Origin of the sequence: Pseudomonas sp. R3-56 (genome assembly GCF_051132075.1) — a bacterium.
Lineage (GTDB): Bacteria > Pseudomonadota > Gammaproteobacteria > Pseudomonadales > Pseudomonadaceae > Aquipseudomonas.
This window is the reverse complement of the sequence record NZ_CP071657.1, coordinates 5,027,175-5,041,985: the sequence shown is the minus strand read 5'-3', so window position 1 is coordinate 5,041,985 and position 14,811 is coordinate 5,027,175. Positions and strand designations below refer to the sequence as shown.

At 60.9% G+C, this 14,811-nt stretch carries 10 protein-coding genes; all 10 read right to left on the bottom strand.

Annotated features, from left to right (window positions below):
* Positions 1-7 precede the first annotated feature (7 nt).
* The 10 genes from J3P96_RS22935 to J3P96_RS22890 all read right to left on the bottom strand — a co-directional run bounded on the left by J3P96_RS22935 (position 8) and on the right by J3P96_RS22890 (position 14,319).
* The gene (locus J3P96_RS22935; protein ID WP_305496611.1) at positions 8-1,183 is read right to left on the bottom strand and encodes an alginate O-acetyltransferase; all 1,176 of its coding nucleotides are present in this window, start codon (positions 1,181-1,183) and stop codon (positions 8-10) included.
* Positions 1,184-1,194: 11 nt separating this feature from the next.
* Positions 1,195-2,760 carry an MBOAT family O-acyltransferase gene (locus J3P96_RS22930; protein ID WP_434625921.1) on the bottom strand — a complete coding sequence of 522 codons (1,566 nt, stop codon included), beginning with the start codon at positions 2,758-2,760 and terminating at the stop codon, positions 1,195-1,197.
* Positions 2,761-2,973: 213 nt separating this feature from the next.
* Positions 2,974-4,098 (bottom strand): mannuronate-specific alginate lyase, encoded by a 1,125-nt coding sequence (locus J3P96_RS22925; protein WP_434658301.1) that lies wholly within the window; start codon positions 4,096-4,098, stop codon positions 2,974-2,976.
* Between the two features lie 23 nt (positions 4,099-4,121).
* Entirely contained in the window at positions 4,122-5,573 is a 1,452-nt protein-coding gene (locus tag J3P96_RS22920; RefSeq protein WP_434631471.1) for an alginate O-acetyltransferase, read from the bottom strand.
* Positions 5,574-5,585: 12 nt separating this feature from the next.
* The gene (gene algG, locus J3P96_RS22915; protein WP_434653602.1) at positions 5,586-7,178 is read right to left on the bottom strand and encodes a mannuronan 5-epimerase AlgG; all 1,593 of its coding nucleotides are present in this window, start codon (positions 7,176-7,178) and stop codon (positions 5,586-5,588) included.
* Between the two features lie 26 nt (positions 7,179-7,204).
* A complete protein-coding gene (locus J3P96_RS22910) occupies positions 7,205-8,689 on the bottom strand; it encodes an alginate export family protein (protein ID WP_305501346.1) in 1,485 nt (494 codons plus the stop codon).
* Between the two features lie 5 nt (positions 8,690-8,694).
* Positions 8,695-10,206 carry an alginate biosynthesis TPR repeat lipoprotein AlgK gene (gene algK, locus J3P96_RS22905; RefSeq protein ID WP_434653601.1) on the bottom strand — a complete coding sequence of 504 codons (1,512 nt, stop codon included), beginning with the start codon at positions 10,204-10,206 and terminating at the stop codon, positions 8,695-8,697.
* A 9-nt stretch (positions 10,207-10,215) separates the two neighbouring features.
* Entirely contained in the window at positions 10,216-11,385 is a 1,170-nt protein-coding gene (locus J3P96_RS22900) for an alginate biosynthesis protein Alg44 (RefSeq protein WP_305496605.1), read from the bottom strand.
* Positions 11,386-11,420: 35 nt separating this feature from the next.
* Positions 11,421-12,902, bottom strand: coding sequence for a mannuronan synthase (gene alg8 / locus J3P96_RS22895; RefSeq protein WP_370870998.1), 1,482 nt, complete (start codon positions 12,900-12,902; stop codon positions 11,421-11,423).
* Between the two features lie 100 nt (positions 12,903-13,002).
* The gene (locus J3P96_RS22890) at positions 13,003-14,319 is read right to left on the bottom strand and encodes a nucleotide sugar dehydrogenase (RefSeq protein ID WP_305496603.1); all 1,317 of its coding nucleotides are present in this window, start codon (positions 14,317-14,319) and stop codon (positions 13,003-13,005) included.
* Positions 14,320-14,811 lie beyond the last annotated feature (492 nt).

The following is a 14,811-nucleotide window of genomic DNA, read 5'->3' as shown; positions in this document are numbered from 1 at the left end:
CTCTCTTTCAGTTTTGCGCCCGGTCGGGCGTCTCGGATTGTGTGTTTGCAGCTACGTTCTGTTGGCGGGCGCCGGCTTGTTTGAGCTCGGCGACCCATTGCGGATCGGCGTCGCCGATCTCGTTGTTCACGGGCAGATAACGTTCAGGAAACTCCCAGATCAGCACTTGTGGCGGGCTGTTCTTGAAGGCGTCGCTCTTGAGGTAGCTGAGCATCGGCAGAATCGGGCCATGGCCATCTTCGGCGTAGTTGACGACGTCGCTGTGCAGGGCTTGCTTGAGTGCACCGACGAAGTTCCAGTTCGGGTTGGCGCTGTAGCTGGTACCGATCAGGGCCACGGGCACCTGGGCATCGGCGAACAGTGCGTCTTCGCTGGCCGGCTGGTCGTCGGCTTCGCGGGTGTTGCGCTTGACCAGCGGTTCCTGGGCTGGCATCAGGTTTTCGAACAGCGGGTCCAGCGGCAGGAACTGACGCAGGTCGCCCTTGTGGATGATTTTTTCCGCAGGCTCTGTGACGAAACGCTGTGGCTCACCATTCAGTGGTGTGCGTTCGGCAATCGCTTTGGCCAGATGTTCCGCAGCGATTTGCGCGCCTTCCGGAGTCCAGTGGGTGTCGGTGCGCAGGAACACTTGCTGACCGCTTTGCTTGGCCTGTTGCAGCGGGGCGAGCAAGTCAGGGGCAAGGATCTTGTCCGCCGCGACACGGGCGTGGAAATCCTGGTACAGGTTGGCGTGAATACTCGAAGGCTTCACTTCACCCAGGTGCTCCGGATACAGCCGCGCCTTGGCCGGCACGATGGCCATGACCAGGGTAATGCCTTGCTCCTTGAGCTTCTGGCGCACGCCTTCGATCAGCGCGTAGTTGCCTTGCAGGTTCTGGTCTTCGTTGACGATCGGGTTGAATTCCTCATCGCTGAACAGCCACTGATCGCGGCCCAGGACCACGCCTTTGCGGCCCTCGTTGAACAGCTTGTAGTCCAGCGCCGCCCAGATGTTGGTGCCCAGGCGTTTGATCGGGAATTCTTCGTCGTAATGCGTTTCCACGGCCTTGGCCCAGCGACCGTTGAGCACGGTCGCATCGGGGTTGGTGCTGAAGCCGAGGAAGCTGCGCATCGACCAGATACCCAGCGCTGTCAGTATCAGCATGAACAGTGCGACGTAGAAGATGCGTAATGAGCGGGTCATGTCCGGATCCCTCAGAACTGGAAGTAAAGGAACGGCGAGAAGCTTTGCGCCGACAGTTTGAGAATCGAGGCGATGAACAACACCAATACCAGGGTGCGCATCACGTAGCGCGACCAGTCCACGGTCCAGTAGGCCGGTTGCACCTGGGCTTCGACGCCGACGGTGTAGCCTGGTTCATGGATGGTCGACGGGTTGTCGCCCGGTACGGCTTTGATCAGTCCCGGTTGCGCGGTGGCAGGCCCATTGGCTTCGGTGCTTTCTTCAGGCTTGGCCTTGACCGGCGGACGATTGGTGTAGAAGTCGCGCAGGCCGAAGAAGGCGAGGGTGATGTAGGCCACTGCCAACGTAGCGATCTGCAGGCCGGTGAGGTTGGCGCGGGTCAGTTCCGACAGCGACCAGTCACCGAAGCTGAACATCGCGCTGTACATGCGACCGGCGACGTGGAGGTTTTCGGCACGGAAGATCACCCAGCCCATCACCACCAGCAGGAAGGTCAATGCCCAGCGGATCGGGTTGATGCTGCGTGGGTTGGTGTCGATACCCACCGCTTTTTCGATGGCCAGCCACATGCCGTGCCAGGCACCCCAGATCACGTAGGTGATGTTCGCACCGTGCCACAGACCACCGAGCAGCATGGTCAGGAACAGGTTGCGATAGGTCATCAGCGTGCCTTTGCGGTTACCGCCCAGGGTGATGTAGAGGTAGTCGCGCAGCCAGGTCGACAGGCTGATGTGCCAGCGCCGCCAGAACTCGGTGATCGACTGGCTGATGTAGGGCTGCTTGAAGTTTTCCATGAAACGGAAACCCATCATCAGGCCCAGGCCGATGGCCATGTCGCTGTAGCCGGAGAAGTCGAAGTACAGCTGCGCGGTGTACGCCAGGGCGCCAAGCCAGGCATCGCCCGTGGTCGGGTTCTCCAAGGCGAAGCAATGGTCGGCCACCACCGCCAGGGTGTCGGCGATGAACACTTTCTTGATGAAGCCCTGCATGAAGCGCGTGCAGCCTTCGGAGAACTTGTCCAGCGTGTGGGTGCGGTTGTTGAACTGGTCGGCCAGGTCACGGAAACGCAGCACGGGGCCGGCGATCAGGTGCGGGAAGATCGCCACGAATGCCGCGAAGTCGATCAGGTTACGAGTGGCCGGTGTGTCACCGCGATACACGTCGATGATGTAGCTGATGGACTCGAAGATGTAGAACGAGATACCGATCGGCAACAGTACGTGGGTCAGGATGAACGGGTTCAGCCCGAAGCCGGTGATGATCGCGTTGAGGCTGTCGACACCGAAATTGGCGTACTTGAAATAGCCCAGGATGGCCAGGTCCACGCCCACGCCGAGCAGCAGCCAACGTTGGGCCGGCTTGGTGCGCACGCCGGCGGCGCCGACTTTCAGGCCGATCCAGTAGTTCCACAGGGTGACGCCGGCGAACAGGGCGAGGAAGTCCACCCGCCACCAGGCATAGAACACGTAGCTGGCGATCAGCAGCAGCAGGTTGCGATAGCGTTGCCCGCTCAGGTAGTACAAGCCGAGAAAGATCGGCAGGAACAGGAACAGGAACACATTGGATGAAAATACCATCCCGATCTCTCCATGTTGAATCAACAGTCAAGGGCCAGAGCCCCCCCAAACCCCCCCACGAAAACCGGGGGGCTATTACATTTCGAACATTTGCTTACCTGTGGCGAGGGAGCTTGCTCCCGCTCGGCTGCGAAGCAGTCGCATCGTCAGGCTTGGGGGCGCTACGCACCCCAGCGGGAGCAAGCTCCCTCGCCACAGGAAATGTGTTGAGTCTTAACTACCTTTTTCGCCTTTCTCCCGCGAAGGGTCATACACGCGGGTCAGGTCGCCGCCGAGGCGGAAGGTCTTGAACGGTTGCATTTCATGCTTGCGTTCCAGCACGTCCTCGGAGCAGGTGTAGAGGCTGCAGAACGGTTCGAGCCAGGCGAATTTCGAATCGATCTTCAGATCCTTCATGTCCTGCTCGTCGCCGTTCTTCTCTTCGAAGATGTCCGGGTCTTTCACCCCGGCCAGCACCCGGTCGCCCAGTCGCTTGAGGGCGCCATTGTTTTCCTGGCGCAGGTCCACGCCGTTGACCTGGGCGAAACTGGCGATCATCGCCAGCGGCGGCAGGGCATAGTTGTGATAGGACAGGGCGCGTTGCTTGCGCTTGAGCTCGTTGGGCAAGAAGCCTTCGGCGTCTACCTGGTTGACGCCGACCTTGTATTCCTTGACGGCCCAGTCGAACAGGTCACGACGGTTGGTTGCCACGGCGGTCGCCATCACTGACCAGGCGGCCCAGTACGAGTGGTTGTTGGTCTTGTCCAGCGGCAGGTTGTCCCAGTCGCTGACGACCTGGTCGGCCATCTTGCTGAACCAGCTCTCGATCAGTTGCGCCTGTTCCTGGTGGTTCGCCAGCGGGCGCGACTCGGAGAACTTCAGGCGCACATAGGCCGAAGCCATGCTGCCCAGCGCCCATTTGCGCATGGACTTGCCGGTGTGGTTGAAGTCCTTGGACATCAACGCATCGGCCTTGGCCCAGGCGGTCAGCCAGTTCAGGGTGCATTCCAGTTGCTCGGGGCGACCGTCGCGCATGAACTGCATCACCTGCTTGCTGATGCCGCGCTCGATCTTGGTGATGTCGGCAGTGCTGTCGCGGAAGGCTTTTTCCGACTGCACGTTCAGCGTCGCGCGAGCCTTGTCGGAGCCCTCGTACTTGCTGCGAAACTGCAGCGAGCCGGTGTAAGGCGTCGGCACGGCTTCGCAGCCCTGGCCGCCGGAGCCTTCCTTGACCTTTTCAATCGGTGCGAAGTAGCCCTGCGGCGGGCGCAGTGGAGCCGCGGCCTGCGTGGCCCCGGCGAATATCGCCAGGGTCAGCAGCGATGGCGCCAACAGCGTTTTCAACGTTCGGGTGCGCATGGTTCTGGTCATGAGACGAGACCTCATTGTCCGATTTGAGCCGTTTGTTGCTCGGCTTGCGGAGATGCATTGCGTTTGCAGACTTTCGCTTCCACTTGCAGTGGCTCTTTACCGGCTTCAGGACCCTGGACCTCTAGAGCCAGGAGGTTCTGCGAGGCCCAGTCTTCGTCGGTGCGCAGTTGGAAGGCGAAACGCCCGTCGGTTTCGGAGGTGTTCGGTTTTTCGATCTTGATGTCCTCGTGGCGCCCATTCATGTACCAGAGGGTGGCTTGCAAGGTTTTCACCGAGGTGTCGGTGAAGCGGATGTCGATCTGGTGACTGCCGTTACGCAGGTCCATATTCTTGCTGTTGACCATCAATTCGTTCTTGCCCGGCTTGAGCTTGGCCTTGCTGCTCATCAGCGCCGGCTTGCCTTCGCAACCGTTGTTGTCCAGCAACGCCATCATCTGGCGGTAGATGGTTTCCTGGTCCAGGCGATACAGCGGCGAGAATTCCCAGATGAGAATCTTCGGCGGGTTCTTCTGGAACTCTTCGCTGCCCAGGTACTGGATCATCGCGCCCTCGAAACCGCCGCCCGGGAAGGCCACGTTGAGGATGTCGGCGCCGATGGCTTCTTGCAGGAAACCGGCGAAGTTGTAGTTCTTGCCGCTGTGGCTGGTGCCCACGAGGGTGATCTGCGGATTGCCGGAATCGCCGAACAGGTCGCCGTCGCCAGCCTCGCCCTTGGGCTCGGTGGTGAACTGGTCCATGTACTGGATCGCATAGCTGGTGCCGCAGAGTTGCCCGGCCATGTTGTGCAGGGTGCCGGTCTTGCCCATGCGGCCAGACTTCTTGGTCTCGAATTCCTGCTTGGGAATATCAGCGAAAGCCGGGATCTGCTTGACCTTCTCGGCCACGATCTTCGCCGTGCGCTGGGCGCCGTACGGGGTCCAGTGCTGGTCGCCGCGGAAGTAGAAGTCGTGGGCCGGCAGGGTTTCGGGCAGGTTTTCGTTGGTCAGTGGCGACAGGTCCGGCACCACGTAACCCATCTGCGCGAAACGGCCGAGCATGGTTTTGTAATTGGCCAGGGCCTTTTCGTAGTCGAAGGAAGCCTTCTCCTGCGGGTTGAGCTTGTTGCGGTTCACCAGGCCACGGGTCGGCTGGTAGACGATTACCAGCTCGACGCCTTTTTTCTTGAAGGCGTCGTGCAGTTGTTGCATGCGCTTGTAACCGGCCGGCGTGGTATTGAACTCGGTACGCAGGTCTTCCTGGGTACGGAACAGCCAGTCGCCCTGGGCCTGCACCAGCGTGGTGAAGTTCTGCTGGTAGCGCGTGGTGTAGTTCTTCGCGTCATGGGCAGCCGGGCACAGGTTGCAGCAGGGTTCGGCGGTAAAGGTCGGTGCTTTGACTTCATCGGCGCGCGCGCCGCTTGCGGCGGCGAGAATGCCGGCAGTCAGGGCGGACAGGCCCAGAAGTTTGATCATCTGTGGGTTCATAAAGGTCATTCCTCAGTCCCGCATTTCGGTCTGGCGTTCGACAGGGTCGATCAGCACGGCTTTTTGCTGGCGCACCAGCAGGTCGAGGATTTCGTCCTGGCGTTCGCCAAGGATCCCCGTGAAGCTGATGCCGCTGGATTTGGTCGGCGCGAGCATGGACACGCGGTACAGCTCGACACTCAATGGCGAGTCGATGGACAACGGGCCGCTGCCATTGCCGGCCAGTTCGCCGCCGACCACGATCAAGGAGACCTGGGCGTCGAACGGGTCGAGCTTGATGTCCCGGTCAGTGTCGGAGAGGTCCTTGATGTGGCCATAAAGACCGGTCAGGCCGTTGGCCATGGACAGGTTTTCGTACAAGCGGATGTTCACGCTGTTACGAATCCGAATGCCGTGGCGGCGGTTGCTGATCACCTTGTTGCCCCACAACAGGTTGTCACCACTCTCATAAAGCGTGATGCCGTCGGTGTGGTTCTTGTAGATCTCGTTGTAGGCGATCACGTTGTTCACGCTGTTACGGTCGATCACCAGGCCCGAGAGTTTGTTGTCGTAGCTGCGGTTGTTGAAAATGAAGCTGTCGTTGACCTCACGGGAAATAATGATCCCGTGCTTTTTCTTGGTCCCGTACACGGTGTTGTCGGCAATGATCAGCCGATGGGAACGGTCGTGGGGGTCGATGCCGTAGACGATGTTGTCTTTGTAGGTGTTGCTCTTGACCACGAAATCGTTGGTTTCGTAGCAGTAGAAGCCGTACCACATGTCCGAGAACTCGGAACCGATGATCCAGCCGGTCGGTTCCGGGCGCTTGAGGACCTTGGCCATGTTCGGCGTGTACTGGGAAATACTCACCCCATACGACTTACTGTTGGCGTAGCCGAAGCTGGCCATCTTGGTGTTGACGATGTAGGTCTCGGTGCCGCCCCAGGACAGCAGGAACGGCCGGAACTCGTTGGCCGAACGGAACGTCGCGGGGCCGTTGTCCTTTTCACGCCAGCCGGTGACCTTGGTGTCGCGGATGAACATCCGGCCATCGTTGACCAGGAACGAGCCGCCCTCTTGGGACAGGCGCAGTTCCTGGGTCTGCTTGTCGATCTCCAGGATGCCTTTTTCGCCCACGACAATCGGAATCCGCGCCAGGAAGACGCCTGGCGAAGTTTCCTTGAGGTACTGCTTGGGCACCTTCTTGACCAGATCCTTGAGGTTCATGTAGCCGTCGTCGATGAAGATGGCCTGCGGGATGCCGTGCTGGCGCACCACCCACTCGGCCATCTTGTTGTCGCCGCCGATGAAGTCCTTCAAGGCGTTTTCCTGCATCATCCGCCGCACGCTGACCTTGCCGGGCTTGCTGCGCACGATCTTCGCCGCGACCGCTTCGGCGGTGTAGCCGGAGAGGTCGGGCAGGGTCGGTGCGGCCAGTTCCAGCGGTTCGGTTGGCGCGCTGCTGACGGTGTAGGTCTTGGCTTGCTGCAGTTCCTTGACCACGTTGCCCGGCTTGACCACCGGTTCAACGTTGGCGAACGCCGACGAGCCGGCCAGCAGCATGGCTGCGGCCAACAGGCTGATCGAACCTTTCATCGCCTGGCTGTTCCTGAGGTAGTGGTTCATATCGGGCACTCCCATGGCCGTTCGCATCAGAAGCGCCAGATCACGTCGACAAAGGCGCGATGCATGTACGAATCGACCTCTTTGCCGTAGGCGTCGCCTGGCTTGAACACGCCGCCACGAAAGCGCACCAGCGCCGACGGCTCATCAATCGATTGACTCAGCGCAGCCGGCAGCAGGCCTTGCTTGAAGTACTTGGTGACGACCAGGTCGACTTCCTGGCCCAGGTCCTTGTTGCCGTCGCGCAGCGGCAGGGACGAGGTGGACAGGATCGCGCCGGTCACGTCATCGGTGTTGTTTTCCACGGCGTTGATGCCGTTGCTGCCCACTGCCTTGTTGCCGTCCACGCGCCAGAACTTGTGATACACCAGGCTGGCGTCGTATTCGTCACGCAACTGCCAGGAACCGAACAGGCTGGCGCTCTGGGTGTTGGCCATCTCGCCACGGAACGCCTCGCCGAAACGATGCACGCGCGAGCGGGTGCCGGTGAAGTTCGAGCGGTTGCTTTGCAGGCCGTTCTGTTCGTAGTCCTCGCTGGCGCGGGCATAGGCCGCACCGACTTGCCATTGCGGGTCGAGGCGCAGGCGGATACCCAGGTCGGTGGCCCAGCCGTCGACGTCGTCGCTGCGCTTGAGCTGCGCGGGGCGGGTGCCGTCGGCGTTCAGCGGGTTGACGGTGTCGCGGTCGCCGGTCATGCCGGTGACGCTTGCCCAGTAGTTGACGGTATTGGTGTTGCGCCAGTTGTAGGCGTCGCTGTTGGCTTCCAGGCCGAGCCAGGTCAGATCACCGTTCTGGGTCTTGTCCAGGGTGTCGGTGGCCTGGCCCGGGACCGGGTAGTCGAGGCTGCCGCTGTCATGGCTGTGGTGGGCACGGATCCCGGCCCATTGGCCTGGCATCCACTGATAGCCGACGTCACCGTAGACATGCATACGGTCCTTGTCCTGGGGCGACAGCTCCTTGAGGTCGGTGCGGTATTCGCTGAACCGCTCGGCGACGCCCAGGTTGGCGCGCAGCAGCGTGGTGTCGAAGGTCCAGTTCAGGGCTTCGATGTTGGTGTCGCGCCATTGCCCGTCGTCATTGCGCAGGCGTTGACGGCCGAACTTCAACTGCTCGCCCGGATAAGGGGTCAGGCCCCGGTAGCCAATCCAGAATTCGCGCATGGCCAGGTAGCTTTTCTTGGCCTCGCGGTCGCCGCTGTCGGTTTGCTGGGTCGCGTCGTCCGACTGTTGCAGGGTGTCGGTCTCGATGATGTCGGTGGACGTCACGGCCTGGGCCATGGCATAGGCACTCCACGCACCGCTTTCGCCGTAGACCCAAGGGCGCAGGTCGAGGCCGATGCCGTTGACGTCGCCACCACGCTGGGTGCCGAGGTCGCGGTCATCTTCGGACTGGCCGGTGATCTTCACTTCCAGGCCGAAATTCTTGCTATCGGTCAGGGCCGCCAGGGTCGGGCAGGACCACAGCAGGGCAAACGACAGGCCAATACCGGCCTGTACAAAAGGATTGAGCTTCAAAAGCTTCATAGAGGTTCCTCGCCGTCATCTTCTTTTAGGGCTTGCAGTTCCAGCGTATCGGGGCTCATGGCGCCGCGAATGGCCTGCTCTTGTTGTAGCAGGCGTTGCGCTTGTGCAAGTTGTTCCGGCGGTAATTGTTCTTCGAGGGTCTGGGCAAGCTCGATGGCTTGCGGGGTGTTTTGCGCCTTGGCCAACTGGCTGAACACATAAGCGTTGACCGGGTTGGGCTTGGTGCCCTTGCCTTGGGAAAACAGCTGGGCAATGGCGTAGTCGGCGCTGTTCTGGCCGTTGCGGGCGGCCTTGAGCAGGTGATCCAGGGCCTTTTGCGAGTACACCTGGCCCAGGTAGCCGCGACGATAGATCTGGCCGAGGTAGTAATCGGCGGCCACTTCACGGCCCACGGCTTTCTGGAAATGCGCCTCGGCGACCTTGGCGTCGGCGGGTACCCATTTGCCTTCGTAGTACAGCTTGCCCAGCAACAGCTCGGCGCGCGGCTGGTCGGCGGCGCGGCCGTTTTCCAGGTATTGCATCATCTTGTCGACGTCGCCCAACTCGGGGAAATCGTAGAGCAGCTGCGCCAGGCTGACCCAGGAAGCAGGGTTGCCGGGCGCGATGCCTTCGAGCAGCGACTGAGCGGTTTTCTCGTCGGTCTTGCCCAGGCTGGAATCGGCCAGGACACGCGCGACACTGTCCACGCGCTGGGCCGAGACCACACCGCGAGCGTGACCGGCCTGCATCTGCTTGATCAGCTCGGCCTGCTGTTCCGGCTGGCCGCGTTTCTGATAGACCGTGGCCAGTTCGACGTAGCAGATGTCGGTGGTCGCCAAGGCGGCCTTGCAGACTCTTTCCACTTCGTCCAGATGCTGGTCGTACGTACCCTGGGTGCGATAGAGCAGGATCTGCGCCAGGCCCGCTTCCGGATAACCGGCGCTGCGCCATTGGCTGATCTGTTGCTGCGCGTTGACGTTCGGGAAGCTGTGGGGATATTGCAGGTACAGCATCGCCAGCGGGATCAGCGTATTGCCTTCACCGTTGGCAAAGGCTTTTTTCAACAGGCCTTCGGCTTCGTGCTTTTCAGCTTCGGTGGAACCGGGCTTGGCCACCAGCAGGCGACCCAGGCGAGCCTGGGCGCGCGGCGAGATGTCGGCGGCGGCGCGGTAGGTCGCCTCGGCCTTTCTCATCTGCTCGGGGTCGCGGCTGTCTACCTGGATATCGGCCAGGCCCACCTGGGCCTCGCTGTAGCCCAGGTCTGCCAGTTGCTGATAGTTCTGCTGCGCCAACGCCGTGTCGCCGCGCTTGAGGGCTTCGTTGGCCAGGCGCTGGTCGGGCAGGCCGGCGCAACCGCTAAGACTGACTGCCAGCGCCAGAGCACACAACGCATATCCTGTGTGGGAGCGAGCTTGCTCGCGATGCAGGCCGCTCGATGTACCAGACAGACCGCGTCGATCCCATCGCGAGCAAGCTCGCTCCCACAGGGAATGCGGTGCATTGTTGTTTTGTGAAGTGATCACGGGCATTTCCTCGACTTAAAGACCGACGGCCATGGCTTTGTCGATCAGCCAGTTCAAGTTCGGGCCACGGTCGCTGACGACTTCCACCGGACGGCCGGCCAGCGCGCTGTCCAGGGCTTCGTCAGGCTGGATCAGCACACGGATATCGGAAGACAGGTCGGCGCTTTTCAGGCTGGTGCTGCTGACGATCTTGCCGGTGCGGGTGGCGTCTTCGCCGGCTACCTGGAAGCTGACCGGGGTGCCTGGACGCACGTCGCCGAACTGGCGATAGGAGAAACGTGCCTCGACGTTGGCTTCGGCGCCGCGAGGAACCAGTTGGAAGATCACGTCACCCTTGCTGGCGTACTGGCCGTTGGAAACCAGTTGCTGGGCCACGATGCAATCGCATGGCGAGGTCAGGGTGCCGGTCATTTGCTTGCCGAACAGTTCCTCGACCTTGGCTGGCTGCAGCTGGTTGTCGTCCAGGTGACCCTTGAGCACGTCGAGCATGCTGGTGCTGAAGGTCGCCAGCGGAGCGCCTTTGGCGGCCAGGCCGTCGGCCTTGACCAGGCTTTGCACGGTGCCGTCGCGCGGCATGGTGATGGCCATGCCCGGTACGTTGACGATGCCGGCCTGGGCGTGGCTGACGAAGTACATGCCGTACACCGACTTGAAGATGAAGCCGAATGCCGCCAGGCCGACAATGAAGATGCCCAGGCTGAAGGTCACGGCGCGCAGGCGACCGAAGGCGCTCATGCCACCGTTTTCATCTTTCTGCTTGCGAGCCTTGGTGAAGTTGTCGCGTTGCAGGGTCGCCAGCACATCACCGACGCCGACGATGTCGCCGGCCAGGTGCGAGGTGATGATGTGGCGCAGTGTCGAGATGTCCCGCGGCTCCAGGTTCTGGAACTGGCAACCGGCGCGGCCGGTCTGGCGGTCGTAGGAACGGATCTGCAATTCGACGTCCATGGCCAGGCCGAGGTTGTCGATCACGAACTGCAGGCGCGCCTTGTAGGTCTCGCCAACCTTGAGCGGCAGTTGGCCGGCGTTGAAGCACAACCCACCGGCGGACAGGTCGAGGACCTTGACTTCCATCGGCGTACGGTCGGGGCCGAAGAAGCGCAACTTGGCCGGGATTTTGACCCGGGCGTGTTGGCGTTGGGCTTCGGATTCATGCACTACGTTGACATTCACGGCGGTGTTCATAGGGGCGATTTCCTAGTTAATTCATTCAAGTCCGGTCAGACCATCGTCAGCAGCACGGCGACAAAGATGCTGCCGGCGGAGAAGGTCATGGTCCGAGACGACCAAGTGTTGAACCAACGTTGAAAGCTGGCGAGATCACGGGTCAGGTGGGTGGGCTGGCGAGTCCAGGATTGTTGATCGAGGCGGAAGAACACGTAGATCTTCACCAGCGCGCCGACGATCTGGTTGTAATAGAGAATCGCCGGGTAGGCCGGACCGATCCGGTGTCCGGAGCACGACAGCAGCAGCGTCAGGAGCAACCGCGTGATACCGATCCACAGCAGGTACACCAGGATGAACGCGGTGCCGTACTTGACACTGGCGATGATCGCCACGGTCAGGCCCAGCAGCGAGGTCCACATCGACACGCGCTGATCGAACAGCACGACCGAGGTGAACAGGCCCAGACGTTTCATGCCCAGGCCCAATGCCCGGGAGTTCTGCCGCAGGTTGTTCCCGTACCAGCGGAACATCAGTTTGCGGCTCGCCTTGATGAAGCTTTTTTCCGGCGGGTGCTCAACCGTGTTGATGGCGGCGTCCGGCACGTAGAACGTGTCGTAGCCCAGGCGCATCAGGCTGAACCAGCTCGACTTGTCATCGCCGGTGAGGAACTTGAAGCGGCCCAGGCGCCAGTGTTGCAGCGAGTCGCTTTCGACGTCGGCGATGAAGTCCGGGTTGGTCACGACGGTGGCGCGGAACACCGACATACGCCCGGTCATGGTCAACACGCGCTTGGACAGGGCCATGGAGCACATGTTGATGTGACGCTGGGCGAAACGCAGCTTGTGCCACTCGCTCATGATGTAGCCGCCGCGCACTTCGCAGAACTCGTTAGTGGTCAGGCCGCCGACGTTGCCGAACAGCTGGAACCACGGCACGGTCTTGCGCACGACGCCTTCGGCCAGGACGGTATCGCCGTCGATCACGGCCACGACGGCACGGTCGTCCGGCAAGTGACGGGAGATGGCACGGAAACCGAAGGCCAGGCCGTCACGCTTGCCGGTACCGGGAATGCGCACGAAGTCCAGCTTGACGTGCTCTGGCGGGTTCATGCGGGCCCAGAGGCTCTTGACCAGCAGTTCGTCGGACATTTCCACGATGGAGCAGACCACGGTGGTCGGCAGCCCGCAGTCGATGGCTTCGCGGATGACCGAGCTGTAGACCTGGGCGGTGGTCAGCGCATCGATGCGGAAGCTGGTGACCATCAGGTAGACGTGGGACGGATCCGCCGCCTTGCCCAGCTTGCGCACTTTGCGGCGCAGGTGTGGGTAGACGATGTACAGGAAAATCATGCCGCGCACGAAATGCGTCGCGCCCATGGAATAACGCCAGATGCCCACGGCGCCGATCAGGAAGATGAAATCCTTCGATTCGGAGTCGAACGTGGACGTGGGCAGCGCCGTGGCGATGCCCATCAATAAACTCAAGTAAAACAGCCAACCGGCGGCCTGAAGCAGGCCGTGCTTTAGCCTGTGCATAATCTGCATCCGTCTCTATCTCGGGCGGGCCTTGTGGGCGGCCCGATGGGTTAAGGCAGGCGAAAGGCCGGCCGGGGCAAGCCCCGGCCGGCTAACAGACTTACCAGCAGATGCCTTCGGTCCGGCCACTCGGGGAGGTGGCCTTGGACATGAAGCCAACCAGGTCGATGACCTGCTTGCCTTCCGGTACGTTCTCGGTCAGCGCGCGGAACTTCTCGTCGCGGTTACCAAGGATGATGATGTCGGAGTTGTCGATCACCGCGTCGAAGTCGGAATTGAGCAAGGACGAGACGTGAGGAATCTTCGACTCGATGTAATCCTTGTTCGCACCGTGGACGCGTGCGTATTCGACGTTGCTGTCGTAGATCTTCAGGTCGAAACCCTTGCCGATCAGCATTTCCGCCAGTTCCACCAGTGGGCTTTCACGCAGGTCGTCGGTGCCGGCCTTGAAGCTCAGGCCCAGCAGGGCGACTTTGCGCTTGTCGTGGCTGGAGACGATGTCGAAGGCGTTCTGCACCTGGGATTCGTTGCTGCGCATCAGCGAGTTGAGCAGCGGCGCTTCCACGTCCAGCGAGCCTGCACGGTAGGTCAGGGCGCGCACGTCTTTTGGCAGGCACGAGCCGCCGAAAGCGAAGCCTGGACGCATGTAGTACTGGGACAGGTTCAGGACCTTGTCCTGGCAGACTACGTCCATCACTTCACGACCATCGACGCCGACGGCCTTGGCGATGTTGCCGATCTCGTTGGCGAAGGTCACCTTGGTGGCGTGCCAGACGTTGCAGGTGTACTTGATCATCTCGGCGACAGCGATGTCCTTGCGGATGACCGGTGCGTCGAGTTCTTCGTACAGCGATTGCAGGACGTCGCCCGAGGCTTTGTCGAACTCGCCGATGACGGTCATTGGCGGCTGGTCGTAGTCCTTGATCGCGGTGCTTTCACGCAGGAACTCAGGGTTGACCGCGACGCCGAAATCGACGCCGGCTTTCTTGCCGGAGCAGTCTTCGAGGATCGGGATGACCACATTGGCCACGGTGCCCGGCAGTACGGTACTGCGAACCACGATGGTGTGACGGGTGGTCTTGTCACGCAGGACAAAACCGATCTCGCGGCACACGGCTTCGATGTAGTTCAGTTCCAGGTCGCCGTTCTTTTTGCTCGGTGTACCGACGCAAATCATCGACAGGTCAGTATCACGAATAGCTTCGGCGAAGTTGGTAGTACCGCGCAGGCGACCCGTTTGAATGCCTTGCGCCAATAGCTCGCCCAGGCCCGGTTCAACGATCGGTGATTTACCGGCGTTGATCATGTCGATCTTGTCTTTGGCGACATCTACGCCAACTACATCATGGCCCCGTGCAGACAGGCAACCGGCACATACTGCACCGACGTAACCCAAACCAAATATGCTAATGCGCATCGCATTTACCTCTGTTTTCACGCCATCAAATGGCCGGAGTTAATAAGTGTTCAGCGGTCATCGCGCACTCGGAAGTGTGGAATGCAGGCGCCACAGTGCCGTGTGCAGGCATACTAAGTTCCGAGTGTCTAAATAAATGCACTCAAGTTGTGCGCAAAGCGGCCTAGTTGTTATGACCTGCCCTGTTATGCAGCCAGTCCTCGTTGGCGGGACGTTCGTGCAACGGTCGTTCACTTTCCGATTTCTGGCAAAAAGCCCACAAAATCAGAAGCTTGTGTGCTCGGGTGAGCACGTTATAGGGGCGCAGCCTTGGCCTTGTAGGGGATACAAATGGTGCTTTATCTCCCGTCCTTTTAAGGGTGGATCCAATTAGACGACCGTTTCGCTAAGTTGTCGTGACAACTCGGTTACTTCGGACGACGTGCCACGTAAGTTATCTCGTACACGCTCGGCGAGAATCGTTACGGGTGGTATGAGCCGTGCAATTTCACA